This window comes from Burkholderia pyrrocinia (assembly GCF_003330765.1).
Classification (GTDB): domain Bacteria; phylum Pseudomonadota; class Gammaproteobacteria; order Burkholderiales; family Burkholderiaceae; genus Burkholderia; species Burkholderia pyrrocinia_B.
The window spans coordinates 2,627,642-2,650,820 of record NZ_CP024902.1; the positions used below are offsets into that span (position 1 = coordinate 2,627,642).

Annotated in this window: 23 protein-coding genes and 1 pseudogene; 17 read left to right on the top strand and 7 right to left on the bottom strand. The window is 69.1% G+C overall.

Annotated features, from left to right (window positions below; genetic code table 11):
• Positions 1–217: 217 nt before the first annotated feature.
• From CUJ89_RS12705 to CUJ89_RS12715, 3 genes are all read right to left on the bottom strand, one after another.
• Positions 218–1,192, bottom strand: coding sequence for a quinone oxidoreductase family protein (locus tag CUJ89_RS12705; RefSeq protein ID WP_114177619.1), 975 nt, complete (start codon positions 1,190–1,192; stop codon positions 218–220).
• A gap of 175 nt (positions 1,193–1,367) precedes the next feature.
• Complete coding sequence (locus CUJ89_RS12710) at positions 1,368–1,760, bottom strand: methylglyoxal synthase (protein ID WP_114177620.1); 393 nt, start codon at positions 1,758–1,760, stop codon at positions 1,368–1,370.
• A gap of 49 nt (positions 1,761–1,809) precedes the next feature.
• A complete protein-coding gene (locus CUJ89_RS12715) occupies positions 1,810–2,589 on the bottom strand; it encodes an SDR family oxidoreductase (RefSeq protein ID WP_114177621.1) in 780 nt (259 codons plus the stop codon).
• Between the two features lie 213 nt (positions 2,590–2,802).
• On the opposite strand from CUJ89_RS12715, the gene upp reads away from it, so the two are divergent.
• The 11 genes from upp to CUJ89_RS12770 all read left to right on the top strand — a co-directional run bounded on the left by upp (position 2,803) and on the right by CUJ89_RS12770 (position 12,855).
• Positions 2,803–3,453, top strand: coding sequence for a uracil phosphoribosyltransferase (gene upp / locus CUJ89_RS12720; RefSeq protein ID WP_114177622.1), 651 nt, complete (start codon positions 2,803–2,805; stop codon positions 3,451–3,453).
• A 221-nt stretch (positions 3,454–3,674) separates the two neighbouring features.
• Positions 3,675–4,403, top strand: a complete 729-nt coding sequence (locus CUJ89_RS12725) for a YebC/PmpR family DNA-binding transcriptional regulator (protein WP_114177623.1) — start codon at positions 3,675–3,677, stop codon at positions 4,401–4,403.
• A gap of 104 nt (positions 4,404–4,507) precedes the next feature.
• Positions 4,508–5,788, top strand: a complete 1,281-nt coding sequence (gene purD / locus CUJ89_RS12730; RefSeq protein ID WP_114177624.1) for a phosphoribosylamine--glycine ligase — start codon at positions 4,508–4,510, stop codon at positions 5,786–5,788.
• 118 nt (positions 5,789–5,906) lie between these two features.
• Positions 5,907–6,830, top strand: coding sequence for an oxygen-dependent coproporphyrinogen oxidase (gene hemF / locus CUJ89_RS12735; protein WP_114177625.1), 924 nt, complete (start codon positions 5,907–5,909; stop codon positions 6,828–6,830).
• A 14-nt stretch (positions 6,831–6,844) separates the two neighbouring features.
• Positions 6,845–7,570 (top strand): nicotinate-nucleotide adenylyltransferase, encoded by a 726-nt coding sequence (locus CUJ89_RS12740; RefSeq protein WP_236654948.1) that lies wholly within the window; start codon positions 6,845–6,847, stop codon positions 7,568–7,570.
• Between the two features lie 4 nt (positions 7,571–7,574).
• Positions 7,575–8,021, top strand: coding sequence for a ribosome silencing factor (gene rsfS, locus CUJ89_RS12745; protein WP_114177627.1), 447 nt, complete (start codon positions 7,575–7,577; stop codon positions 8,019–8,021).
• Positions 8,022–8,040: 19 nt separating this feature from the next.
• The gene (rlmH, locus tag CUJ89_RS12750) at positions 8,041–8,511 is read left to right on the top strand and encodes a 23S rRNA (pseudouridine(1915)-N(3))-methyltransferase RlmH (RefSeq protein WP_114177628.1); all 471 of its coding nucleotides are present in this window, start codon (positions 8,041–8,043) and stop codon (positions 8,509–8,511) included.
• A gap of 51 nt (positions 8,512–8,562) precedes the next feature.
• Positions 8,563–9,195, top strand: coding sequence for a Maf family protein (locus tag CUJ89_RS12755; protein WP_114177629.1), 633 nt, complete (start codon positions 8,563–8,565; stop codon positions 9,193–9,195).
• A gap of 8 nt (positions 9,196–9,203) precedes the next feature.
• Positions 9,204–10,673, top strand: coding sequence for a ribonuclease G (gene rng / locus CUJ89_RS12760; RefSeq protein WP_114177630.1), 1,470 nt, complete (start codon positions 9,204–9,206; stop codon positions 10,671–10,673).
• A gap of 131 nt (positions 10,674–10,804) precedes the next feature.
• A complete protein-coding gene (locus CUJ89_RS12765) occupies positions 10,805–11,140 on the top strand; it encodes a YggL family protein (protein WP_114177631.1) in 336 nt (111 codons plus the stop codon).
• A gap of 485 nt (positions 11,141–11,625) precedes the next feature.
• Positions 11,626–12,855 carry a collagen-like triple helix repeat-containing protein gene (locus tag CUJ89_RS12770; RefSeq protein WP_114177632.1) on the top strand — a complete coding sequence of 410 codons (1,230 nt, stop codon included), beginning with the start codon at positions 11,626–11,628 and terminating at the stop codon, positions 12,853–12,855.
• Between the two features lie 85 nt (positions 12,856–12,940).
• On the opposite strand, the pseudogene CUJ89_RS39075 reads toward CUJ89_RS12770, so the two are convergent.
• Positions 12,941–13,024: pseudogene (locus CUJ89_RS39075) on the bottom strand (DUF2345 domain-containing protein); the annotation flags it as partial.
• Between the two features lie 224 nt (positions 13,025–13,248).
• Here CUJ89_RS39075 and CUJ89_RS12780 point away from each other — a divergent pair.
• From CUJ89_RS12780 to CUJ89_RS12790, 3 genes are read left to right on the top strand one after another with little or no spacing between them, the layout of a single operon-like run.
• Complete coding sequence (locus CUJ89_RS12780) at positions 13,249–14,214, top strand: PRC-barrel domain-containing protein (RefSeq protein ID WP_114177634.1); 966 nt, start codon at positions 13,249–13,251, stop codon at positions 14,212–14,214.
• Positions 14,211–15,473 carry an MFS transporter gene (locus CUJ89_RS12785; RefSeq protein WP_114177635.1) on the top strand — a complete coding sequence of 421 codons (1,263 nt, stop codon included), beginning with the start codon at positions 14,211–14,213 and terminating at the stop codon, positions 15,471–15,473. The genes CUJ89_RS12780 and CUJ89_RS12785 overlap by 4 nt, the downstream gene beginning before the upstream one ends.
• Before the next feature lie 41 nt (positions 15,474–15,514).
• Positions 15,515–16,081, top strand: a complete 567-nt coding sequence (locus CUJ89_RS12790) for an FUSC family protein (protein WP_114177636.1) — start codon at positions 15,515–15,517, stop codon at positions 16,079–16,081.
• A 48-nt stretch (positions 16,082–16,129) separates the two neighbouring features.
• Here the strand turns inward: CUJ89_RS12790 and CUJ89_RS12795 are convergent, their stop codons facing one another.
• Positions 16,130–16,522: an RcnB family protein gene (locus tag CUJ89_RS12795; RefSeq protein WP_114177637.1), complete on the bottom strand. Its 393-nt coding sequence runs from the start codon at positions 16,520–16,522 to the stop codon at positions 16,130–16,132.
• A gap of 95 nt (positions 16,523–16,617) precedes the next feature.
• Entirely contained in the window at positions 16,618–18,369 is a 1,752-nt protein-coding gene (gene msbA, locus CUJ89_RS12800) for a lipid A export permease/ATP-binding protein MsbA (RefSeq protein WP_236654949.1), read from the bottom strand.
• A 225-nt stretch (positions 18,370–18,594) separates the two neighbouring features.
• Between msbA and CUJ89_RS12805 the strand changes: the two genes are divergently transcribed.
• From CUJ89_RS12805 to CUJ89_RS12815, 3 genes are all read left to right on the top strand, one after another.
• Positions 18,595–19,347 (top strand): glycosyltransferase family 2 protein, encoded by a 753-nt coding sequence (locus tag CUJ89_RS12805; RefSeq protein WP_114177639.1) that lies wholly within the window; start codon positions 18,595–18,597, stop codon positions 19,345–19,347.
• A gap of 131 nt (positions 19,348–19,478) precedes the next feature.
• Positions 19,479–20,321, top strand: coding sequence for a glycosyltransferase family 2 protein (locus CUJ89_RS12810; protein WP_114177640.1), 843 nt, complete (start codon positions 19,479–19,481; stop codon positions 20,319–20,321).
• 132 nt (positions 20,322–20,453) lie between these two features.
• Positions 20,454–21,734 carry an O-antigen ligase family protein gene (locus CUJ89_RS12815; RefSeq protein WP_114177641.1) on the top strand — a complete coding sequence of 427 codons (1,281 nt, stop codon included), beginning with the start codon at positions 20,454–20,456 and terminating at the stop codon, positions 21,732–21,734.
• A 137-nt stretch (positions 21,735–21,871) separates the two neighbouring features.
• Here CUJ89_RS12815 and CUJ89_RS12820 read toward each other — a convergent pair whose 3' ends face one another.
• The gene (locus tag CUJ89_RS12820) at positions 21,872–23,050 is read right to left on the bottom strand and encodes a glycosyltransferase family 9 protein (protein WP_114177642.1); all 1,179 of its coding nucleotides are present in this window, start codon (positions 23,048–23,050) and stop codon (positions 21,872–21,874) included.
• Positions 23,051–23,179 lie beyond the last annotated feature (129 nt).

The following is a 23,179-nucleotide window of genomic DNA, read 5'->3' on the forward strand; positions in this document are numbered from 1 at the left end:
CCCCATCCATTTTTGTGTTCTCCGTCAGCGAAATCAGACGACTAGAACCTTATGGGAACGCACGTAAAGGACGGGTCAAAGGTATCGGGGCGGATATAAAAAACGTGTAAACGCGCGAATCGAGGAGGACTGCGGGGAGATGGGCGGCGGGACGGGCGGCGCCGCGGCGCCGCCCGCAAGGGCGCGTGCCGGCGTGGCGCCGGCACGAAGGGAGGGGTCAGGGAACGAGGATCGTCGAGCCGGTGGTCTTGCGCGCTTCGAGATCTTCATGCGCGCGGCCGACTTCCGCGAGCGGATAGCGCTGGTTGATGCTCGTCTTCACCTTGCCCGACAGGATCACGTCGAACAGTTCGGCGGCCGCTGCTTCGAGATCGGCTCGCTTCGCGATGTACGAGAACAGCGTCGGCCGCGTGAAGAACAGCGAGCCGCGCGACGAGAATTCCTTCGAGTCGATCGGCGGCAGCGGGCCCGACGCGTTGCCGAAGCTGACGAAAAACCCAAGCGGCGCGAGGCAGTCGAGCGAACCGATATACGTGTCCTTGCCGATCGAATCGTAGACGACCGGCACGCCCGCGCCGTTCGTGATCTCCTTCACGCGCTGCGTGAAGTTCTCGCGCGTATAGACGATCGCGTGATCGCAACCGTGCGCCTTCGCGAGCGCGGCCTTCTCGTCGGAGCCGACCGTCCCGATCACGGTCGCGCCGAGCGCCTTCGCCCACTGGCACACGAGCAGGCCGACGCCGCCGGCCGCCGCGTGGATCAGGATCGTGTCGCCGGCCTTTACCGGATACGTGCGGCGCAGCAGGTAGTGCGCGGTCAGGCCCTGCAGCATCACCGACGCCGCGTCGTCGTAGCTGATGCCGTCGGGCAGCTTCACGAGGCGCTCGGCCGCCAGCACGCGCTCCTGCGCATACGCGCCCGGCGGCGGCGTGACATACGCGACGCGATCGCCGACCTTCAGCGCGGTCACGCCGTCGCCGACGGCCGTCACCTCGCCCGCTGCCTCCATCCCGAGGCCGGCGGGCAGCGGCTGCGGATAAAGGCCCGTGCGGAAGTACACGTCGATGTAGTTGAGCCCGACCGCATGCTGCCGGATGCGGACCTCGCCCGCCTTCGGTGCGCCGACCTCGACATCGACCCACTTCATTACGTCCGGGCCGCCCGGCTGGTCGTATCGGATTGCTTTCGGCATCGTTTCGCTCCTCGTCTCTCGATCGGTCAGGGAAAATTCGGGTCGCCGATACGCGGGCCGGCCGATGGATGCGGGAACCGGCGGCGCACGCGCGTCGCGACGCACGATTCTCGCGCGTGGCGGCCAACCGTGCATGGCCCTGCCGCCAGCAGGGGCAATCGGGTCAGGCCAACACCTAACAAACGTCCTGCATGTTCCGCGCCAGATCGTCGAGCAGCATCCGGGCGGTCGCCACGTTGGTCGCGACCGGCACGTCGTGCACGTCGCAGGCGCGCACGAGCGCGGTGATGTCGGGGTCGTGCGGCTGCGCGGTCATCGGGTCGCGCAGGAACACGACGATGTCGACGCGGCCTTCGGCCAGCTCGGCGCCGATCTGCAGGTCGCCGCCGAGCGGCCCGGACAGCTTGCGCTCGACCTCCAGCCCGTGCGCGGCCGCGATACGGCCGCCCGTCGTGCCCGTCCCGACCAGCCGGCATTGCGCGAGCGTCGCGCGGTATTGGCCCGCGAGCGCGACGATCTCGTCCTTCTTCGCGTCGTGCGCAATCAGTGCGATACGGGGTTTGCTCATCTCCGGTTCCTTCGTTCTGCAGGGGTTGTCGTAAATGGGGCGGCGCGCGTCAGAACGTGCCCGGATACGCGCCGCCGTCGAGCAGCCAGTTCTGCCCGGTGATATAGCCGGCATGCACGCTGCACAGGAACGCGCAGGCCGCGCCGAATTCGTCGCGCGTGCCGAGGCGGCCGGCCGGGATGTCCTTCGCGCGCCGCGCGCGCATCTCGTCGACCGTCACGCCCTGCGCCTTCGCCGACGCGGCGAGCGTCGTCGCGATCCGGTCGGTGTCGAACAGCCCCGGCAGCAGGTTGTTGATCGTCACGCCCTGCCCCGCCACCTTGCGCGACAGCCCCGCGACGAAGCCGGTCAGCCCCGAGCGCGCGCCGTTCGACAGCGCGAGCACGTCGATCGGCGCCTTCACGGCCGAGCTCGTGATGTTGACGATCCGGCCGAAGCCGCGCGCGATCATCCCGTCGACGGTCGCGCGGATCAGCTCGATCGGCGTCAGCATGTTCGACTCGAGCGCGCGGATCCAGTCGTCGTGCGAGAAGTCGCGGAAGTCGCCCGGCGGCGGGCCGCCCGCATTCGTCACGAGAATGTCCGGCTGCGGGCATGCGGCGAGCGCGGCCGCCCGCCCGTCGGGCGTCGTGATGTCGCACGCGACCGCCGTGACCGATACGCCCGACGCCGCGCGGATCGCGTCGGCGGTGGCGTCGAGCGTGTCGCGCGTGCGCGCGACGATCACGAGATTCACGCCCTCGGCGGCCAGCGCTTCCGCGCAGCCGCGCCCGAGCCCCTTGCTCGCCGCGCATACGAGCGCGGTCTTTCCTGCGATGCCGAGATCCATCGTCGATTCCTCTGTGGCGACGCGCGCCGGCGCGGGCCCCGCAGCGCCCGCAGGCGGGCGAACGGGCGCGCGCGGCGCGCGGTTTGTCGTGAGACGTCGATAATATCCGGATCGCGCGGCGCGCCTTGGTAAAATTGCGGCCATAAGCGCGCGGCCGGCTTGGCGCCCGCTGCCGCTCCCCGATCCTCTTTTGCCGCCAAGGCACTCCCCGTCATGAAACAGGACAGCCGTTTCCCGAATCTCTTCATCCTCGATCACCCGCTGATCCAGCACAAGCTGACCCACATGCGCGACAAGGACACGTCGACGCGCACGTTCCGCGAGCTGCTGCGCGAGATCACGCTGCTGATGGGCTATGAGATCACCCGCAACCTGCCGATCACGACCAAGCGGGTCGAAACCCCGCTCGTCGAAGTCGACTCGCCCGTGATCGCGGGCAAGAAGCTCGCGATCGTGCCCGTACTGCGCGCGGGCATCGGGATGTCGGACGGCCTGCTCGACCTGGTCCCGTCCGCGCGCGTCGGCCACATCGGCGTGTACCGCGCCGAAGACCACCGCCCGGTCGAATACCTCGTCCGCCTGCCGGACCTCGAAGACCGCATCTTCATCCTGTGCGACCCGATGGTCGCGACCGGCTACTCGGCCGTGCACGCGGTCGACGTGCTCAAGCGCCGCAACGTGCCGACCGCGAACATCATGTTCGTCGCGCTGGTCGCCGCGCCCGAGGGCGTGCAGGTGTTCCAGGACGCGCACCCGGACGTGAAGCTGTACGTCGCGTCGCTCGATTCGCACCTGAACGAGCACGCATACATCGTGCCGGGCCTCGGCGACGCGGGCGACCGCCTGTTCGGCACCAAGAACTGACACCCGCCGGCGGCCGCGCCGCGCGCCTTCCGGCGTGCCGCCGCGGTCGTTCTGGCCGTTCGGCCATGCGCGGCGGCCCCGAACCGACGGTCGCCGCGTGATAAAATCCCGATCCACTCGACACGCGCGGCCCCGCGGCTTCATGCCCGCCGAAACGGCCGCCGATTCAACGACACATTGGCACAATCGCCCGCGCAGCGCGCCCGGGCACGGAGAAAGGTATGGCTGGTCATTCGAAATGGGCCAACATCAAGCATAAGAAGGCAGCGGCCGACGCGAAGCGCGGCAAGGTCTGGACCCGCCTGATCAAGGAAATCCAGGTCGCGGCGCGCCTCGGCGGCGGCGACGTCGCGTCGAACCCGCGCCTGCGTCTCGCGGTCGACAAGGCGGCCGACGCGAACATGCCGAAGGACAACGTCAAGCGCGCGATCGACCGTGGCGTCGGCGGCGCGGACGGCGCGAACTACGAGGAAATCCGTTACGAAGGCTACGGCATCAGCGGCGCGGCGATCATCGTCGACACGCTGACCGACAACCGCACCCGCACGGTCGCGGAGGTCCGCCACGCGTTCTCGAAGTTCGGCGGCAACATGGGCACCGACGGCTCGGTCGCCTTCATGTTCGATCACATCGGCCAGTTCCTGTTCGCGCCCGGCACGTCGGAAGACGCGCTGATGGAAGCCGCGCTCGAAGCCGGCGCGAACGACGTGAACACGAACGACGACGGCTCGATCGAAGTGCTGTGCGACTGGCAGGCATTCTCGGCCGTGAAGGACGCGCTCGAAGCCGCCGGCTTCAAGGCCGAGCTCGCCGAAGTGACGATGAAGCCGCAGAACGAAGTCGAATTCACCGGCGACGACGCGGCGAAGATGCAGAAGCTTCTGGACGCGCTCGAGAACCTCGACGACGTGCAGGACGTGTATACGAACGCCGTCATCGTCGACGAATGAAATGCCGGCCGCCGTGCACCTGTCGCGGCGGCGGCCCGACCGATTCCGCGGCCGGCGCGCCTGAGCGTGCCGGCCGCCCTGTTTTCTAGTCTGCGGGGAATCCCATGAAACTACTCGTCGTCGGTTCCGGCGGCCGCGAACATGCGCTGGCGTGGAAGCTCGCGCAGTCGCCGCGCGTCCAGATGGTCTACGTCGCGCCCGGCAATGGCGGCACGGCGCAGGACGAGCGCCTGAAGAACGTCGACATCACGTCGCTCGACGAACTCGCCGATTTCGCCGAAAGCGAAGGCGTCGCGTTCACGCTCGTCGGGCCGGAAGCGCCGCTCGCGGCCGGCATCGTCAACCTGTTCCGCGCGCGCGGCCTGAAGGTGTTCGGCCCGACCCGCGAAGCCGCGCAGCTCGAAAGCTCGAAGGATTTCGCGAAGGCGTTCATGAAGCGCCACGGCATCCCGACGGCCGACTACGACACCTTCTCCGACGCCGCCGCCGCACACGCGTACATCGACGCGAAGGGCGCGCCGATCGTCGTGAAGGCCGACGGCCTTGCGGCCGGCAAGGGCGTCGTCGTCGCGATGACGCTCGACGAAGCGCATGCGGCCGTCGACATGATGCTGTCGGGCAACAAGCTCGGCGATGCCGGCGCGCGCGTCGTGATCGAGGAATTCCTCGACGGCGAGGAAGCGAGCTTCATCGTGATGGTCGACGGCAAGCACGCGCTCGCGCTGGCTTCCAGCCAGGACCACAAGCGCCTGCTCGACGAGGACCGCGGCCCGAACACCGGCGGCATGGGCGCGTATTCGCCCGCGCCGATCGTCACGCCGCAGATGCACGCACGCGTGATGCGCGAGATCATCATGCCGACCGTGCGCGGGATGGAGAAGGACGGCATCCGCTTCACCGGCTTCCTGTACGCGGGCCTGATGATCGACAAGGAAGGCAATCCGCGCACGCTCGAGTTCAACTGCCGGATGGGCGACCCGGAAACGCAGCCGATCATGGCCCGTCTGAAGAGCGATTTCTCGAAGGTCGTCGAGCAGGCGATCGCGGGCACGCTCGACACGGTCGAGCTCGACTGGGACCGCCGCACCGCGCTCGGCGTCGTGCTGGCCGCGCACGGCTACCCGGACGCACCGCGCAAGGGCGACCGCATCAACGGGATCCCGGCCGAGACCGCACAGGCGGTCACGTTCCATGCGGGCACGACGCTCGGCGACGGCGGCAAGCTCGTGACGTCCGGCGGCCGCGTGCTGTGCGTGGTCGGCCTCGCCGATTCGGTGCGCGAAGCGCAGCAGCATGCGTACGACACGATCAACCAGATCAATTTCGAAGGCATGCAGTACCGCCGCGACATCGGCTTCCGCGCGCTCAACCGCAAGAGCGCGTGACGTCGCAACCGCCGCCCCGCCCTCGCGTGGCGGCGGCCTCTCTGCCGGGGTTCGATAGAATGCCCGGCAGATGCCTTTTTTACGGCCCCCGCTTCGGGCGGGGGCACCCAGTCCAGACATGACCGATTCGACCTACGACGTGGCGCGCGTGCGCACGTACCTCCAGGGCCTGCAGGCACGCATCGCCGACGCGCTCGGCGCGCTCGACGGCACGCCGCTCGCGACCGACGCATGGCAGCGCGGGCCGGCCGAACGCCTGCGCGGCGGCGGCTGCACGCGGATTCTCGAAGGCGGCCGCGTGTTCGAACGCGCGGGAATCGGCTTTTCCGACGTCGCGGGCGACGCGCTGCCGCCGTCGGCGAGCGCGGCGCGCCCGCAGCTCGCGGGCCGCGGCTTCGAGGCGCTCGGCGTGTCGCTCGTGCTGCACCCGCACAATCCGTACTGCCCGACCGTGCACATGAACGTGCGCATGCTGATCGCGACGAAACCGGGCGAGGAGCCCGTGTTCTGGTTCGGCGGCGGCATGGACCTGACCCCGGTTTACGGTTTCGAGGACGACGCGCGGCATTTCCACCAGACCTGCAAGGATGCGCTCGACCCGTTCGGCGTCGAGCTCTACCCGCGCTTCAAGAAATGGTGCGACGAGTATTTCTTCCTGAAGCACCGCAACGAGATGCGCGGCATCGGCGGGATCTTCTTCGACGATTTCTCGGAGCCCGGTTTCGAACGCTCGTTTGACATGATGCAAAGCGTCGGCGATGCGTTCCTGCGGGCCTACCTGCCGATCGTCGAGCGCCGCGTCGACCTGCCGTACGGCGAGCGCGAACGTGACTTCCAGGCGTACCGCCGCGGCCGCTACGTCGAATTCAACCTCGTGTTCGACCGCGGCACGCTGTTCGGCCTGCAAAGCGGCGGCCGGACCGAGTCGATCCTGATGTCGATGCCGCCGGTCGCGAACTGGCGCTACAACTGGCAGCCCGAACCGGGCACGCCTGAAGCGCGCCTGTACAGCGACTTCATCGTGCCGCGCGACTGGGTCTGAGCCCGCGCGCCCCGCTGCCCCGAGAAAAGGACGCGTTTCTGGACACCACCGCCCGCTCCGCCCCGCTGCCGCGTCGTATCGGCCTGCTGGGCGGCACTTTCGACCCGATCCACGACGGCCATCTCGCGCTCGCGCGCCGGTTCGCCGAGCTGCTCGGCCTGACCGAGCTCGTGCTGCTGCCTGCCGGGCAGCCGTACCAGAAGCGCGACGTGTCGGCCGCCGAGCATCGGCTCGCGATGACGCGCGCGGCCGCCGGCTCGCTGTCCGTGCCGGGCGTGACCGTGACCGTCGCCACCGACGAGATCGAGCACGCCGGCCCGACCTACACGGTCGAGACGCTGGCGCGCTGGCGCGAGCGGATCGGCCCGGATGCGTCGTTGTCGCTGCTGATCGGCGCCGACCAGCTCGTGCGCCTCGACACGTGGCGCGACTGGCGCAAGCTGTTCGACTACGCGCACATCTGCGCGTCGACGCGCCCGGGCTTCGAGCTCGGCGCGGCGTCGCCGGACGTCGCGCGGGAAATCGCCGCGCGGCAGGCCGGCGCCGACGTACTGAAGGCCACGCCGGCCGGCCGGCTGCTGATCGACACGACCCTCGCGTTCGACATCGCCGCGACCGACATCCGCGCGCACCTGCGCGAATGCATCGCGCGCCATGCGCACATGCCCGACGCGTCGGCCGAACATGTGCCGGCCGCCGTATGGGCCTATATTCTTCAACATCGTCTCTACCACTCCTGAATCCATGGATATCCGCAAACTGCAGCGTGTCATCGTCGACGCCCTCGAAGACGTCAAGGCGCAAGACATCAAGGTGTTCAACACCAGCCACCTGACCGAACTGTTCGACCGCGTAGTCGTCGCGTCGGGCACCTCCAACCGCCAGACCAAGGCCCTCGCGTCGAACGTGCGCGACAAGGTCAAGGAAGCCGGCGGCGACATCGTCAGCTCCGAAGGCGAAGAAACCGGCGAATGGGTGCTCGTCGACTGCGGCGACGCGGTCGTGCACATCCTGCAGCCGGCGCTGCGCCAGTACTACAACCTCGAGGAAATCTGGGGCGACAAGCCCGTGCGGATGAAGCTCGGCGGCGGCAAGGGCTCGAACGGCTTTGCCACGGCCAGCGAAGACGAAGACGACGAGGAAGCGGCGCCCGCACGCCCGGCGCGCAAGACGGCCGCCCGCCGCCGTTAAGCCGTTACGAATCGTCCCGATGAAGCTTTTCATCCTCGCGGTCGGCCACAAGATGCCGGGCTGGATCGCATCCGGCTTCGACGAATACACGAAGCGGATGCCACCCGAGCTGCGCATCGAGTTGCGCGAGATCAAGCCCGAACTGCGTTCGGGTAGCCGCAGCGCCGAAAGCGTGATGGCCGCCGAGCGGCAGAAGATCGAGGCCGCGCTGCCGAAGGGCGCGCGCATCGTCGCGCTCGACGAGCGCGGCCGCGACTGGACCACGATGCAGCTCGCGCAGGCGCTGCCCGGCTGGCAGCAGGACGGCCGCGACGTCGCGTTCGTGATCGGCGGCGCCGACGGGCTCGATCCGGAACTGAAAGCGCGCGCCGACGTGCTGCTGCGCATCTCCAGCATGACGCTGCCGCACGGGATGGTGCGCGTGCTGCTCGCCGAACAGCTTTACCGGGCGTGGAGCATCACGCAGAATCATCCCTATCATCGCGCATGACGCGTCGTCCTCGACACGCGCGCCGCGCGCGCTCACCGAGATAACGACACCATGCCGTCCAGCACGTCCCCCGCGCTTTTCCCTACCCTATACCTTGCTTCGCAAAGCCCGCGCCGCCAGGAGCTGCTGCAGCAGATCGGCGTACGCTTCGAGCTGCTGCTGCCGCGCCCCGACGAGGATGCCGAGGCGCTCGAGGCCGAACTGCCCGGCGAAGCCGCCGATGCGTACGTGCGGCGCGTGACCGTCGCGAAGGCCGAAGCCGCGCGGGCGCGCCTTGTCGCGAGCGGCAGGCCGGCCGCGCCCGTGCTGGTCGCCGATACGACCGTGACGATCGACGGCGCGATCCTCGGCAAGCCGGCCGACGCCGACGACGCGCTCGCAATGCTGACGCGCCTCGCGGGCCGCGAGCACGACGTGCTGACCGCCGTCGCGGTGATCGGCGCCGAAGGCGAACTGCTGCCGCCCGCGCTGTCGCGCTCGTCGGTGCGCTTCGCGGCCGCGTCGCGCGACGCGTACGCGCGCTACGTCGAGACGGGCGAGCCGTTCGGCAAAGCCGGCGCTTATGCGATCCAGGGGCGCGCGGCCGAATTCATCGAGCGAATCGACGGTTCCCATTCGGGTATCATGGGTCTGCCCCTTTTTGAGACTGCCGCGCTGCTACGCACCGCGCGCATCTCCTTCTGAATCCCACCATGAACGAAGAAATCCTGATCAACCTCACGCCGCAGGAAACGCGGGTCGCACTCGTCCAGCAAGGCTCGGTGCAGGAACTTCACGTCGAGCGCACGCTGTCGCGCGGGCGGGTCGGCAACATCTATCTCGGCAAGGTCGTGCGCGTGCTGCCCGGCATGCAGTCGGCATTCATCGACATCGGCCTCGAGCGCGCGGCGTTCCTGCACGTCGCCGACATCTGGCAGCCGCGCGTCGCGGGCGAGCCGCAGTCGAACACGCCGCACCAGCCGATCGAGAAGACCGTGTTCGAAGGCCAGACGCTGATGGTCCAGGTAATCAAGGACCCGATCGGCACGAAGGGCGCGCGACTGTCGACGCAGGTCAGCATCGCGGGCCGCACGCTCGTCTACCTGCCGCAGGAGCCGCATATCGGCATCTCGCAGAAGATCGAGAGCGAGGCCGAGCGCGAGGCCGTGCGCGCGCGGCTGACGGCCGTGATCCCGCCGGATGAGAAAGGCGGCTACATCGTGCGCACGATCGCCGAGGATGCAACCTCCGACGAGCTGGCCGGCGACGTCACGTACCTGCGCAAGACCTGGACGACGATCGTCGCGCAGGCGCAGCGGCTGCCGGCGACAAGCCTGCTGTACCAGGATCTCGATCTCGCGCAGCGCGTGCTGCGCGACTTCGCGAACGACGACACGACGCGCATCCAGGTCGATTCGCGCGAGACGTACCAGCGCCTCTTCGACTTCGCGTCCGAGTTCACGCCGGCCGTGAGCCCGAAGCTGCACCACTACACGGGCGAGCGGCCGCTGTTCGACCTGTACAACATCGAGACGGAGATCCAGCGCGCGCTGTCGCGCCGCGTCGACCTGAAATCGGGCGGCTACCTGATGATCGACCAGACCGAGGCGATGACGACGATCGACGTGAACACGGGCGGTTATGTCGGCGCGCGCAACTTCGACGACACGATCTTCAAGACCAACCTCGAGGCCGCGCACACGATCGCGCGCCAGCTGCGGCTGCGCAACCTCGGCGGGATCATCATCATCGACTTCATCGACATGGAGAACGCCGAGCATCGCGACGCGGTGCTCTCCGAGCTGAAGAAGGCGCTGTCGCGCGACCGCACGCGCGTGACGGTCAATACCTTCTCGCAGCTCGGGCTGGTCGAGATGACGCGCAAGCGCACGCGCGAATCGCTCGCGCACGTGCTGTGCGAACCGTGCCCGACCTGCCAGGGCAAGGGCCAGGTGAAGACGCCGCGCACCGTGTGCTACGACATCCTGCGCGAGATCCTGCGCGAATCGCGGCAGTTCAACCCGCGCGAATTCCGCGTGATCGGCGCGCAGCAGGTGATCGACCTGTTCCTCGACGAGGAGTCGCAGCATCTCGCGATGCTGATCGACTTCATCGGCAAGCCGGTGTCGCTGCAGGTCGAGTCGAACCTGAGCCAGGAGCAGTACGATATCGTGCTGATGTAGGCGTTCTGTCCGTTCGCTGCCGGCCTCGCCGCGCAGCGCTTCGATGCGGCACCCGGGCCGGCCGCGCATGTCGCGCTGCCACCCGCCGCCGCCCCTCCCTTTACCCTTTTCGCAATCGTTCGTCACACACCATGAGCCAACGCCACAACCGCCGCCAGCGCAAGAAACTCCATATCGCCGAGTTCCAGGAACTCTCGTTCAACGCAACCGCGCATTACCGCAACGAGCTGACCGACCTCGAACGCGGCCAACTGATCGACGCGTTCATCGACTTCGTCGAAGCGAACGGGCTCCTGACCGTCGCGTCCGCGGACGAAGGCATCGGCGCCTACCTGATCTCCGGCGCGCCGCGCGGCACGACGACCGACGCGGATCGCGAAACCGTGCGCGCGTGGCTGGCCGCACGGCCGGAGCTGACCGACGTCCAGGTCAGCGAATTCAGCGACGCGTGGTATCCGGACGCCTGATTTTCCGTTTTCTCGACGTACCCTGGCGACCTCCGCGCCGGCCCGCCCTGACGGGCAGGTCCGGACGTCGCCTCCCGCCTCTCTCCCGCCTCTCTCCCGCCACACGCCCGCCGTCGCCCGCCCCCTGCGCGGCCAACACCGATCCACACCCTTCGTGCCGTGTCGACAGGGATTTCCCCGATTCCGGCCATGAATCGGACGCTTACTTCAATTTAACGATGGTTAAAGGAAGTATTGCGTCGGTCGGCCTACTCTGATCGCAAAGAATCCGACGATTTCCGGCGCGATCGGCAAGCAATACGAAAGAATGCAACCCGCGCGACCGGCAGGCGTTCCGGATTCCAAACCAGGTGACAACGCGACATGGCGACAGGTCAATCAGGGAGACAACAACCGAGGTGCCCGCCGCTTCACCTTCGCGGCGGCGACACAGCGACGCACGTGAAGACCGCCTGACCCATTTCTTCAATCGAGACGAGGACGACATGAACACGCCAGCCATCCATCAAGCAGGACTCCGAATGATTATGATCGCGGCGGCCGTCGCGGCGCTGGTATCGCTGTCCGCGTGCGGCGGCTCCGGCTCGCTGAGCCAGGGCACGAGCGGCTCCGGATCGGGTTCGGGCGACACGACGGCCACGACGGGCGGCACGGGCAACGGCGCCGGCAGCGGTTCCGGCAGCGGCTCGACCGTCGGCAGCACGGGCAGCGGCTCGGGCACCGGCACGTCGGGCAGCGGCACGTCCGCCAATGCGCTCGGCCAGACCGTCGACGCGTCGAGCAACATCGTGACGGCCGCGGGCGGCGCGGTATCGGGCGTCGGCACGACGATCGCGGGCCAGTCGCTGCCCGGCACCAGCGCGTCGACCACGCAAGGGCTCGGCACCGTCGTGCAGGATGCCGGCGCGGCCGTCACGACGCTCGGTACCGGCCTGGGCTCGGGTCTCGGCCAGCTCGGCGCATCGTCGAACCCGGTCGGCACGACGGTCGCGAGCACGGGCGGCGTGGTCACGAACCTCGGCAACGCGGTTGCCGCGACGGGCGGCGTCGTATCGAGCCTCGGCGCGAGCGGGTCGGCGCTGGCGCCGCTCGCGCCTGTCACGTCGCCGGTCGGCGGCGCGATCACGATGCTCGGCAACACCCTCGCCGGTGGCGGCGCGACGCTCGGCACGCAACTGTCGACGGGGCCCGTCGCTCAGGTCACGGGCGCCGCGAGCTCGGCGATCACGCCGATCACGTCGACGGTCGGCTCGGTCACGCAGACCGTCGCATCGAGCACGCCGCTCGGCGCGCCGCTCACGAATCTCGTGACGACGGTCGGCAACGGCATCGCGGGCGCCGGCACGACGATCGCGAAGACCGGCGGCAATCCGTTGACGACCGGCGTCGGCAACGTCGTGACGGCCACCGGCAACACGGTGGCAACCGCCGGCACGACGCTGTTCGGCGGCGGCGCGGCGGCGACGAACCCGCTCGCGCCGGTGACCGGGCTCGTCTCGACCGCCACCGGCGCGCTCGGCGGCGCGACAGGCGGCGGCAACCCGGCAGGCGCGCTCACGTCGGCGGTCGGCACCGTGACGGGCGCCGTGTCGGGCGCAGCCGGCGGCTCGCCGGTTGCGGGGCTGACGGGCGGCACCGGCGGCGGCGCCATCGCGAAAACCGGCGGCGGACTGCTCGCCCCGGTGACGACGACGCTCGGCGCACTGGTCAAGTAAGCGAACGGCACGCGCGGCGCCCGCCTCGTCGTCGACGGGCGGGCGCCAAGCCAAGCGCCGAGCCGGCGTCGAAACCGCCCGGCAAGGCAGGGCCACCCCACGAATGGCCCGCCGCCTTCACCGTGAACGTGCCGGGGCAGCCGAGTTCGATGTTGCCGCCGTCAAGCTTGCACCGCCGCTCCGCCCGCACGCCCGTTCTCCTCGCGGTCTGCGAACGTCGCCCGGCCCGCCCCCTTTCATCTTTCCCGCGCACTCGCCTGCGATCCGCCATCGAAATCGGTCCTGAAAGCAAGACACGTTAAACTCTCACCTCGCGTGGTGCGCCGCCCGCACCCGCCATCCATCGCCAGCCGCGTGCCCTCGGGCCGCCCCCGACCCATGGAGTGAGTGTCAATGAGCGGCGGACTTCCGTTTCCCGCATTCCGCATGTCGTTTCCGTCGTCGACGGTCTTCCTGATTCTCGCCGCTGCCGCGCTGCTGTCCGGCTGCGGGCTGCTGCCGACCCAGAATCCGCCCGCGCCGATCAGCGAGGCGCTCGTCGAGCCCGTCGAGGAAACCGCCGGCGAGCCGCTGACGATGCCGCCCGTGCCGGCGCCGACGCAACCGGAGGAACCGGAAGCGCCGAAGAAGCCGCACCGCGAGGTGACGCGGCCGAAGCCCGTGCAGCGCCCCGAATCGCCCCCGCCGCCGCCCCCGCCTCCCGCGCCGCTCGTCGCGACGCGCGCGCTCGACCGCACCCAGATCCATGCGCTGCTCGACAGCGAAGTCGCGCGCCGCAACGGCAAGGTGATCGGCCGCGCGGTCGACATGGTGGCCGACGCGAGCGGCAAGCCGCGCGAGATGATCGTCAACCTGCAGGGCTTCATGGGCGTCGGCGACCGCAAGGTCATCTTCCCCTGGAACGTGTTCCGCTTCACGCCGGGCGGCAAACAGGAGCCGATCGTGCTCGACGTGCCGTCGGGCGACCTGCCCCCGGCCGCGCGGCCGAAGGCCGTGCCGCTGTCGGGCTCGGCCGCGGCCTCGCCCGCGACGCGACTGCCGATGCTCGACAGCGATGTCGAACGCCCGAACGGCACGAAGATCGGCCGCGTCGTCGACGTGCTGATCGACCGCGCCGCGCAGCCGCAGGCCGTCGTGCTCGACCTCGGCGGCCTCGTCAATACCGACCGCCGTTCGATCGCCGCGAGTTGGGGCGCGCTGCGCTTCGTCACGCGCGACAAGGCGCTGCATCCGCAGCTCGACCTGAACGACGCACAGATCAAGGCGTCGCCGCCCTACGCGGCCGACAAGCCGATCGTCGCGGTCTCGCCGCCGGCCCCCGCCGCCGCGCCGGCTTCGTCTGCGAGTGCTACCCGATGACGATCAAGCATTCCGTCAGCGTGCGCAGTCTGCGGTCCCTCGACTGGCTCAACTTTTTCGTTGCAAACGTTCAAACCGGGTTCGGCCCGTTCATCGCGTCCTACCTCGCGTCGCACAAGTGGACGCAGGGCGAGATCGGCATGGTGCTGTCGATCGGCACGATCAGCGCAATGGTCAGCCAGGTGCCGGGCGGCGCGGCCGTCGATGCGCTGAAGAACAAGAAAGGCGCGGCCGCGTGGGCAATCGCGGCCATCATCCTGTCCGCGGTGCTGCTCGCGTCGAGCCCGACGATCGTGCCGGTGATTGCCGCCGAGGTGTTCCACGGTTTCGCGAGCTGCATGCTCGTGCCGGCGATGGCCGCGATCTCGTTCTCGCTCGTCGGCCGCGCCGACCTCGGCGACCGGCTCGGCCGCAACGCGCGCTGGGCGTCGATCGGCAGCGCGATCGCGGCGGGCCTGATGGGGCTCACCGGCGAGTACTTCTCCGCACGCGCGGTGTTCTGGCTGACCGCCGTGCTGGCGCTGCCCGCGCTGTTCGCGCTCGCGATGATCCAGCCGACGCACCAGGTGATCCCGCAGTCGTCGAAGCCCGACGACGACCACGACGAAGCCGGCGAACGCGAAACGCTGCTCGAACTGCTGCGCGACCGCCGGATGCTGATCTTCGCGGCGTGCGTGGTGCTGTTCCACCTGTCGAACGCGGCGATGCTGAACCTCGCCGCCGGTGAAGTCACGGCCGGGATGGGCGAGAACGTACAGCTCGTGATCGCCGCCTGCATCATCGTGCCGCAAGCGATCGTCGCGATGCTGTCGCCGTGGGTCGGCCGCTCTGCGCAACGCTGGGGGCGCCGGCCGATCCTGCTGCTCGGCTTCTCCGCGCTGCCCGTGCGCGCGCTGCTGTTCGCCGGCGTCAGCAGCCCGTACCTGCTCGTGCCCGTGCAGATGCTCGACGGCATCAGCGCGGCCGTATTCGGCGTGATGCTGCCGCTGATCGCGGCCGACGTCGCGGGCGGCAAGGGTCGCTACAACCTGTGTATCGGGCTCTTCGGGCTCGCGGCCGGGATCGGCGCGACGCTCAGCACGGCCGCGGCCGGCTACGTCGCCGATCACTTCGGCAACGCGGTCAGCTTCTTCGGGCTCGCGGGCGCGGGCGCGCTCGCGGTCCTGCTGGTCTGGCTCGTGATGCCCGAAACGCGCGTCGATAACGGCGATGCGGCGGCCGACGAACCGGCCGCCGCATCGCCCGAACAGGCGCACTGAGGCCGGCGCGCCACCGTTACCCGCTTCCTGGCCAACTCATGATGGATACGATCAGGACACTCAACGAAGCCCGCCAGCAGATCCAGCAGTCGATCTTCGATCTGTTCAAGGGGCTGTCATTCGGCGAACGGCTCGCGCAAGGCGGGCTGATGGCGCTCCAGGCCGTCTGCAGCGCATGCCTCGCCTATGCGATCGGCCGCGCGATGCACACCGAGCAGGCCGTGTGGGCGGCGATCACCGCGATCGCCGTCACGCAGCACAACTACTCGGACACGATGTCGCTGTCGCGCGACCAGTTCATCGGCGCGATGGTCGGCGGCGTGCTCGGCTTCGCCGGCGCGGCGCTCGGCGGTGACCGCCTCGTCGCGTACGCGATCACGGTCGCGGTCGTGATCGTCTGCTGCTGGTGCCTGAACGTCGGCAGCGCGGCGCGGCTCGGCGGCGTGACCGCGACGATCGTGCTGTTGTTTCCGGGCAACGGCCCGCTATGGGACATTCCGCTGATGCGGCTCGGCGAGGTGGCGCTCGGCACCGTGTGTGCGCTGGGCGTGTGCTGGGTGATGTCGAGAATCGAGCGACGCTGGTTCCGCCACGCGGCGGCAAAGTGACGCGGCTGCCAGGTACACGCCCGGCAGCCGGATGAACGGCGAAAAACGTTACGGGTTGATCTGCAGCACGATGCCCGAGCCGATCTGCACGAGCAGGTGATCGCCGCCGACGCCGACCCAGTGATAGCCGCGCGGCGGCTGGCTCAGATGATAGCCGCGCCAGTCGTCGATCACGTATTGGCGATCGCGGAACTCGTTGGGTAGCCGGTCGCCCTTGTGCCAGTCGCGGCGCGGCTGGTCGGCCCAGCGCTGCGGCATGTCGTCCTCCCGATGCATCCCCTGGCCGGGCGGCATGTGTTGCGGGCCGTGGCCGCGCTGCATGCCGGGGCCGCCATGGTTGTCGCGATTGTCGTAGTTGCCGTGATCCTGCGCCATCGCCGCCGTCGCGACGCAACCGGCCGCGATCAGTGCGGCCAGCATCATGCCTTGCATCTTCTTCATTGTCCTTCCCTCCTTGTTGTCACGTCGAACAAGAAACGACCGGGCCTGCCCAATAAAGCCTAGCACACGGCATCGCGTGGCCGCATGACCGCGCGTTACGCCGCCTGCTGCTGGTACTGGATCCGGTGCAGGTGCGCGTAGAGGCCGCCGTGGCGCAGCAGTTCGACGTGGCTGCCCTCTTCGACGATCTTGCCGCCCTCGAGCACGAGGATGCGGTCTGCGCGCTCGATCGTCGACAGCCGGTGCGCGATCACGAGCGTCGTGCGGCCTTCCATCAGCCGTTCGAGCGCGGCCTGCACGTGGCGCTCCGATTCCGAATCGAGCGCCGACGTCGCCTCGTCGAGGATCAGGATCGGCGCGTCCTTGTAGATCGCGCGCGCGATCGCGAGCCGCTGGCGCTGGCCGCCGGACAGCCGCATCCCGTTGCCGCCGACGAGCGTGTCGAGCCCGTCGGGCATCGCGGCGACCGCATCGGCGAGGTTCGCGGCTTCGAGCGCGGCCTGCACGCGCGCGCGGTCGGGCGTCTGCCCGTATGCGACGTTCGCGGCGATCGTGTCGTTGAACAGCACGACGTCCTGGCTGACCATCGCCATCTGGCCGCGCAGCGCGTGGAGGTCGTAGTCGGAAACCGGCACGCCGTCGACCAGGATCGCACCGTCCGTCGGGTCGAAGAAGCGCGGCAACAGGTTCACGAGCGTCGTCTTGCCGCTGCCGGACGGGCCCGCGAGCGCGATCATCTCGCCCGGCGCGACCTTGAACGAGATGCGGTCGAGCGTCGGCCGCTCGGCCGCGCCATAGTCGAACGACACGCCGCGGAACTCGATCTCGCCGCGCGCATGCGGCAGCGGCCGGCCGCCGCCCTGCGGCTCGGCCGGCTCGTCGATCAGCCCGAAGATCAGCTCGGCGGCCGTCATCCCGCGCTGCAGCGGCTGGTTGACGTCGATCAGGTGCTTGAGCGGCGAGATCACCAGCAGCATCGACGTGACGAACGCGACGAAGCCGCCGACCGTCGTCTGGTCGTTGGTCGACTGCATGACCGCGATCGTGATCACCACCGCGAGCGCGATCGACGCGAGGAACTGCGTGAGCGGCTGCGCGAGACCGCCCGAGATCGTCATGCGCATCGCGTAGCCGCGCAGGCGCTTGCTCATCGCGGTGAAGCGGTCCGTCTCGTACGCTTCGCCGTTGTGCACCTTGACGACCTTGTAGCCGCCGACCGTCTCCTCGACGATGTACGACAGCTCGTTGGTCAGCGTCTGGTGCTCGCGGTTCAGGCGGCGCAGGCGGCGGTTGATCTTGCTGACGAGCCAGCCGATGCCGGGCAGGATCACCGCGACGATCAGCGTCAGCCGCCAGTTCAGGTAGAACAGGTAGCCGAGCAGGAACACCACCGTCAGCGAGTCGCGCACGAGCGTGACCATCACGCCCGTCAGCACCGACAGGATCTGGTTGACCTCGAACACGATCGCGTTGATCACCGTGCTCGCGGTTTCGCGCTGGAAGAACGACGCGCCGGTATGGATCATCCGCTGGAACATCTCGAGCCGCAGTTGCAGCAGGATGCGGTTCGATACGTAGTTGAGCAGGTAATTCGACGCGTACTGCGATACGCCGCGCACGAGCGCGAGGCCGATCACCGCGATCGGCACGTACCATTTCGCGCGATCGCTGCCGTGCACGCCGAAGCCGTGGTCGAGGAGCGGCTTGAGCAGTGCCGGAATGCCTGCTTCGGTGGCCGCGACGACGCCCATCGTCATCACGGCGAGCACCACGATGCCGATGAGCGGCCGGATGTACGGCCACAGGCGCTTGACGACCGTGACCGGCGAGGTGCCGGTGCCGTCCATCGGTTTGCGAAGAGTGTTCTGGGTTTCCAAGGCAATCCTTCTTGAGCCGCGATGCGGCGCCCGGCGCGTGGCCGCCCGGGATTTCGCCCCTGTCGGGCGGGTGCCGAAAAGGGCTCAACATTATAGCCGCACCGCCCCCGCCGGCACGGTCATGGCCGATGCGGCCGGCGGCCGGGCCGCGGGTATACTGCCGCTCATCGTTTTCTCCGCCTTTCCGACGATTTCATGGCTGAACCCTCCCTCGGCGTCGCCCTCATCGCCCTCAACGCGTCCGCGCGGCTCGCCCAGTGCCTCGATGCGCTGTCGTTCGCCGACGATGTCGTCGTCATCGACGGCGGCAGCACCGACGATACCGTCGCGATCGCGCAGGCGCACGGCGCGCGCGTGATCGTCGAGCGCGACTGGCCGGGCTTCGGCCCGCAGAAGAACCGCGCGCTCGACGCACTCGGCACCGACTGGATCCTGTCCCTCGATACGGACGAGGTCGTCAGCCCGGCGCTCGCGCAGTCGATCCGCGATGCGATCCGCGCGCCGGCCGCGCAGGTCTATGCGCTCGACCGGCTGTCGAGCTTCTGCGGCCAGTGGATCCATCACAGCGGCTGGTATCCGGACTGGGTGCCGCGCCTGTTCCGGCGCGGCGCCGCGCGTTTCTCGGACGATCTCGTGCACGAGCGCCTCGTGTTCGATACCGCCGCGCAGCGCCTGTCCGGCAAGCTGATGCACTACTCGTACGAGGACTTCGAAACCGTCGTGCGCAAGCTCGACGCGTATTCGACGGCCGGCGCGCGCCAGCGCCGCGCAGCCGGCCAGCGCGGCGGCTTCGGCAAGGCGCTCGCGCGCGGCGCATGGGCGTTCGTGCGCACCTACGTGCTGCGGCGCGGGTTCCTCGACGGTCGAGCGGGCTTCATGATCGCCGTATTCAACGCGGAAACCGTGTATTACCGCTTCCTGAAGCTCGGCCACGCAGCGGCGCGCTGAACGCCCGCCCCGCGGGCCGCCGGCACGCGGCCGGCCCGGCGTTACAATGCCGGGCTGCCTGCGCCGCGCGTGCCCGCCCGAGAGGCTGCGCCGCACGCCGCCCGCCACGACGACCACCGAATCCGACCGCCATGTTCTCCATCATCATTCCGACCTGGAACAACCTGCCGTACCTCAAGCTCGTCGTCGACAGCCTGCGGCGCCACTCCGCGCACGACCACCAGATCATCGTGCACGTGAACGACGGCTCGGACGGCACGCTCGACTGGGTGCGCAGCGAAGGTATCGAGCACACCGCATCGCCGACCAACATCGGCATCTGCCATGCGGTGAACCTGGCCGCCGCGCGCGCGACGCGCGACTACGTCGTCTACATGAACGACGACATGTTCTGCTGCCCCGGCTGGGACGCGGCGCTCGTGCGCCGCATCGAACAGATGCCGACCGACCTCTTCATGCTGTCGGGCACGATGGTCGAGCCGGTCGACACGCGCAACCCGTGCGTCGTCGTCAGCAATTTCGGCCGCGACGTCGAGCATTTCGACGCGGCGGGCCTCGTCGAGGCCACCCCGCGGCTCGCGCGCGCGGACTGGCTCGGCTCGACCTGGCCGCCGACGCTCGTGCACCGCGACTGGTGGAACCGGATCGGCGGCTACAGCAGCGAACTGTCGCCCGGCATGAGCAGCGACAACGACTTCTCGATGAAATTCTGGGACGCCGGCTGCCGGATCTTCATCGGCGTCGGCGACAGCCTCGTCTACCACTTCCAGCAGAAGAGCACGGGCAAGATCGTCAAGAACGACGGGCGCCGCCAGTTTCTGAACAAATGGGGTATGACCCAGGCGACGTTCGACCGCTACTACCTGCATCGCGGCGAGCCGGTCGGCACGCGCATCGCGCTCGAGACGCCGGCGGTCGAAGGGCGCCTGAAGCGCGCGCTGCTGCGCTCGCGAATCAAGCGCGCGTTCAGCTGATCGAGCCCCGAAAACGGCACGGAAACACCCCCTGCTTCGCGTATACTGCGCCGTTCGTCCCTGATCTCTCCCGGGACGCGCGGCGCGCAGCACGATGTGCGCAAGCCGCATTCGTCCATTCGACAGGTTCCGATGCTTTCGTTTTCCGCTCCCGCCACGCGGCGCCTGACCGCCGCCCGCGCATTCGCCGTCGCCGCGCTCTGCATGGTGCCCGTCTCGACCGCGCTGACCAACGTGTTCTGCGGGCTGTTCGCCGCCGCGCTCGTGATCTCCCCCGAATTCTGGCGTGACCTGCGCTCGTTCGTCACCGACCCGGCTTCGCTCGCGGCGCTGCTGATCCTTGCCGCGCTGGCCGCCAGCGTCACGTATACGGTCGCGCCCCACAACAAGGCGTGGAACTGGGTCGCCAAGTACGACAAGCTGCTGCTGCTGCCGTTTGCCGTGCTCGCGTTCCGTCATTCGAACTGGGCGCCGATCGTGCGGCGCTGCTGGTTCGGCACGCTGTGCGTGATCCTGCTGCTGTCGACGACCAACTATCTCGGATTGACCGCGATCGGGCCCGCGCACGCGAGCGATCTGCCGCTGTCGCGCGCATGGGTGTTCAAGAACCACATCGCCGCCGGCATGTTCGGCGCGCTGCTGTTCTACCAGGCGGCCGATCTCGCGCTTGCGGCCCGCACGGCGCTGTCCCGCGCCGCGTATGCGGGCGTCTCCGTGTGGTCGCTCGTCAACGTGTTCGTGATGCTGCAGGGACGCACCGGGCAGGTCATCGCGCTGCTGCTGATCCTCGTCGTCGCCGCACGCTTCGTGTTGCTGCTGCGCCGGCAGTCGGCGCTGCGCGCGACGCTCGCCGCCGGCGTGCTCGTCCTGGCCGGCGTCGCGCTCGTCGTCGCCGCGTGCACGGTTCACAACGGCCGGCTCACGAAGGTCGTGACGGAAGTGCAGCAATACCGGCAGAGCGATGCGGCCACGTCGACCGGGCTGCGCCTCGAGTGGTACAAGAAGGGGCTCGAGCTGTATCGTCAGCGCCCCGTGATCGGCTACGGCGCGGGCGGCCTCGAATCCGAATTCGAGAAGCTCACGGCCGGCAAGACGGCGGCCGAAGGCCAGCTCACGTCGAACCCGCACAATGAATACATGCTGATGGCCGTGCAGCTCGGCTCGCTCGGCGTGCTGCTGTTCATCAACCTGATCGTGCAGATCGCGCGCGGCAGCCGCACGGTCGATCCGCGCTCGCGGCACTTGCTGCTCGCATGGCTCGCGATCTTCGCGATCGGCAGTCTCGCGAATTCGCTGCTGCTCGATTTCGCCGAAGGGCACCTGATTGTGCTGCTGGCCGGCATCCTGCTCGGTTGCGGCGAGCGCAGCGAGGCGCTGCCGCGCGAGACGTCGGCGATCCGGCGCAGCGCGTAACGCGCAACGGCGTACGCTCTGCTGCCGGCCGGCTTCGGCGGCGGCGGAAGCCCGCCGCCGTCATAGCGAGCGGGCTGCGTGGCTCGTGTCGAAACAAGCCGCCTGCGAACGAAGAAACAACGCGCGTCTCCCGCGCGTCAGTCGGATCCGGCGCGATGCAGTCGCGACGTGTCGACGACGGCCGCGGCCGGGCCCGGCGGATTCAGCCCGAGCATCTCGGCCGCCGCGGCTTTCACGCGCTGCGCGCCGAGATTGACGAGGCAGTCGCTGCGGCTGTCGACCTTGCGCTCGCAGCCCTCGTGCCGGCACGGCACGCAATCGCCCTCCCCCTGCAGCAGCCACACGTTCCCGTGCCGCCCCGAGCCGCGCAGCGGCCACGGATTCTCGGTCGCGGGCCAGTGCTGCGGCCACGGCCCCCAGCGCACGGGGTCGGACGGGCCGAACAGCGCGATCGTGTCGGTGCCCGTCGCGGCCGCGACGTGCGTCGCGCCGGTGTCCGGCCCGATGAAGAGCCGCGCGCGCCGCACGAGCTCCGCGCTCTCGCCGAACGTGAGGCGGCCGACCAGGTTCAGCACGTCGCCGCCCGCTTCGGCCGCGACCTGCTCCGCATACTCGCGCTCGCTGTCGGCCGGGCCGCCCGACAGCGCGACCGCGAAGCCGTGCTCGCGCAGCCAGCCGATCATCTCGACCCAGCCTTCGAGCCGCCATTGCTTGTAACGGAACATCGGATACGGATGCAGGACGACCAGTGGCTTGCCGTCGCGGATCGCCGGCGACTCGGCGAGCCAGGCGTCGAAGCGCGCGCGCCGCGCGGGATCGTCGCCGATGCCGGGTGCGACGACCTCGGACACCGGTTCGATGCCGATCACGGGTGCCAGCGCGAGCGTGCTGACGACCGTATGCGCGGATTCGTGGTGATTGATCGCGATCCCGTTCAGCATCATCCGCGTGAGCCACGTGACACGATCGGGATCGACGAGGCCGACCCGCTTGCGGCCCGCGAACCAGCTATAGAAACGCGGCCGGTCGGAACTCAGCGCCGCGCACGCGAGATCGTAGCGGCGCCACAGCGACAGCGCATCGCGCAGCCGCTCGCGAAATCCCGCGCGCTGCGCGACGACGATCACGCGCCGCACGTCCGGATTGTGCTCGAGCACGCCTTCGGTGCCGCGAAACACCAGCATGTCGATCTGCGCATCGGGCCAGCGGGCCTTCAGCGAACGCACGAGCGGCGTCGTCAGCAGCACGTCGCCGATACGGCGCGGTGCGGCAACGAGGATGGTTCTGGGCGGGCGGGCGGAAGAAAACAGGGCCACGGCAATCGGTCTGTGTAGCTGGCTGAACAAGGCTGGCAATGTACAGGATTTTGCAGCAGCCGGCGCGGCATGGCGAACCGGCCGCGCAGCGGCCCTGATGCGGCCCCGCCAGCGGGTCGCACGGCGGCA

Coding starts and splice junctions, on each gene's coding strand:
- CUJ89_RS12705 (WP_114177619.1), bottom strand. CDS start 1,192: ATGCCGAAAGCAATCCGATACGACCAGCCGGGCGGCCCGGACGTAATG.
- CUJ89_RS12710 (WP_114177620.1), bottom strand. CDS start 1,760: ATGAGCAAACCCCGTATCGCACTGATTGCGCACGACGCGAAGAAGGAC.
- CUJ89_RS12715 (WP_114177621.1), bottom strand. CDS start 2,589: ATGGATCTCGGCATCGCAGGAAAGACCGCGCTCGTATGCGCGGCGAGC.
- upp (WP_114177622.1), top strand. CDS start 2,803: ATGAAACAGGACAGCCGTTTCCCGAATCTCTTCATCCTCGATCACCCG.
- CUJ89_RS12725 (WP_114177623.1), top strand. CDS start 3,675: ATGGCTGGTCATTCGAAATGGGCCAACATCAAGCATAAGAAGGCAGCG.
- purD (WP_114177624.1), top strand. CDS start 4,508: ATGAAACTACTCGTCGTCGGTTCCGGCGGCCGCGAACATGCGCTGGCG.
- hemF (WP_114177625.1), top strand. CDS start 5,907: ATGACCGATTCGACCTACGACGTGGCGCGCGTGCGCACGTACCTCCAG.
- rsfS (WP_114177627.1), top strand. CDS start 7,575: ATGGATATCCGCAAACTGCAGCGTGTCATCGTCGACGCCCTCGAAGAC.
- rlmH (WP_114177628.1), top strand. CDS start 8,041: ATGAAGCTTTTCATCCTCGCGGTCGGCCACAAGATGCCGGGCTGGATC.
- CUJ89_RS12755 (WP_114177629.1), top strand. CDS start 8,563: ATGCCGTCCAGCACGTCCCCCGCGCTTTTCCCTACCCTATACCTTGCT.
- rng (WP_114177630.1), top strand. CDS start 9,204: ATGAACGAAGAAATCCTGATCAACCTCACGCCGCAGGAAACGCGGGTC.
- CUJ89_RS12765 (WP_114177631.1), top strand. CDS start 10,805: ATGAGCCAACGCCACAACCGCCGCCAGCGCAAGAAACTCCATATCGCC.
- CUJ89_RS12770 (WP_114177632.1), top strand. CDS start 11,626: ATGAACACGCCAGCCATCCATCAAGCAGGACTCCGAATGATTATGATC.
- CUJ89_RS12780 (WP_114177634.1), top strand. CDS start 13,249: ATGAGCGGCGGACTTCCGTTTCCCGCATTCCGCATGTCGTTTCCGTCG.
- CUJ89_RS12785 (WP_114177635.1), top strand. CDS start 14,211: ATGACGATCAAGCATTCCGTCAGCGTGCGCAGTCTGCGGTCCCTCGAC.
- CUJ89_RS12790 (WP_114177636.1), top strand. CDS start 15,515: ATGGATACGATCAGGACACTCAACGAAGCCCGCCAGCAGATCCAGCAG.
- CUJ89_RS12795 (WP_114177637.1), bottom strand. CDS start 16,522: ATGAAGAAGATGCAAGGCATGATGCTGGCCGCACTGATCGCGGCCGGT.
- msbA (WP_236654949.1), bottom strand. CDS start 18,369: ATGGACGGCACCGGCACCTCGCCGGTCACGGTCGTCAAGCGCCTGTGG.
- CUJ89_RS12805 (WP_114177639.1), top strand. CDS start 18,595: ATGGCTGAACCCTCCCTCGGCGTCGCCCTCATCGCCCTCAACGCGTCC.
- CUJ89_RS12810 (WP_114177640.1), top strand. CDS start 19,479: ATGTTCTCCATCATCATTCCGACCTGGAACAACCTGCCGTACCTCAAG.
- CUJ89_RS12815 (WP_114177641.1), top strand. CDS start 20,454: ATGCTTTCGTTTTCCGCTCCCGCCACGCGGCGCCTGACCGCCGCCCGC.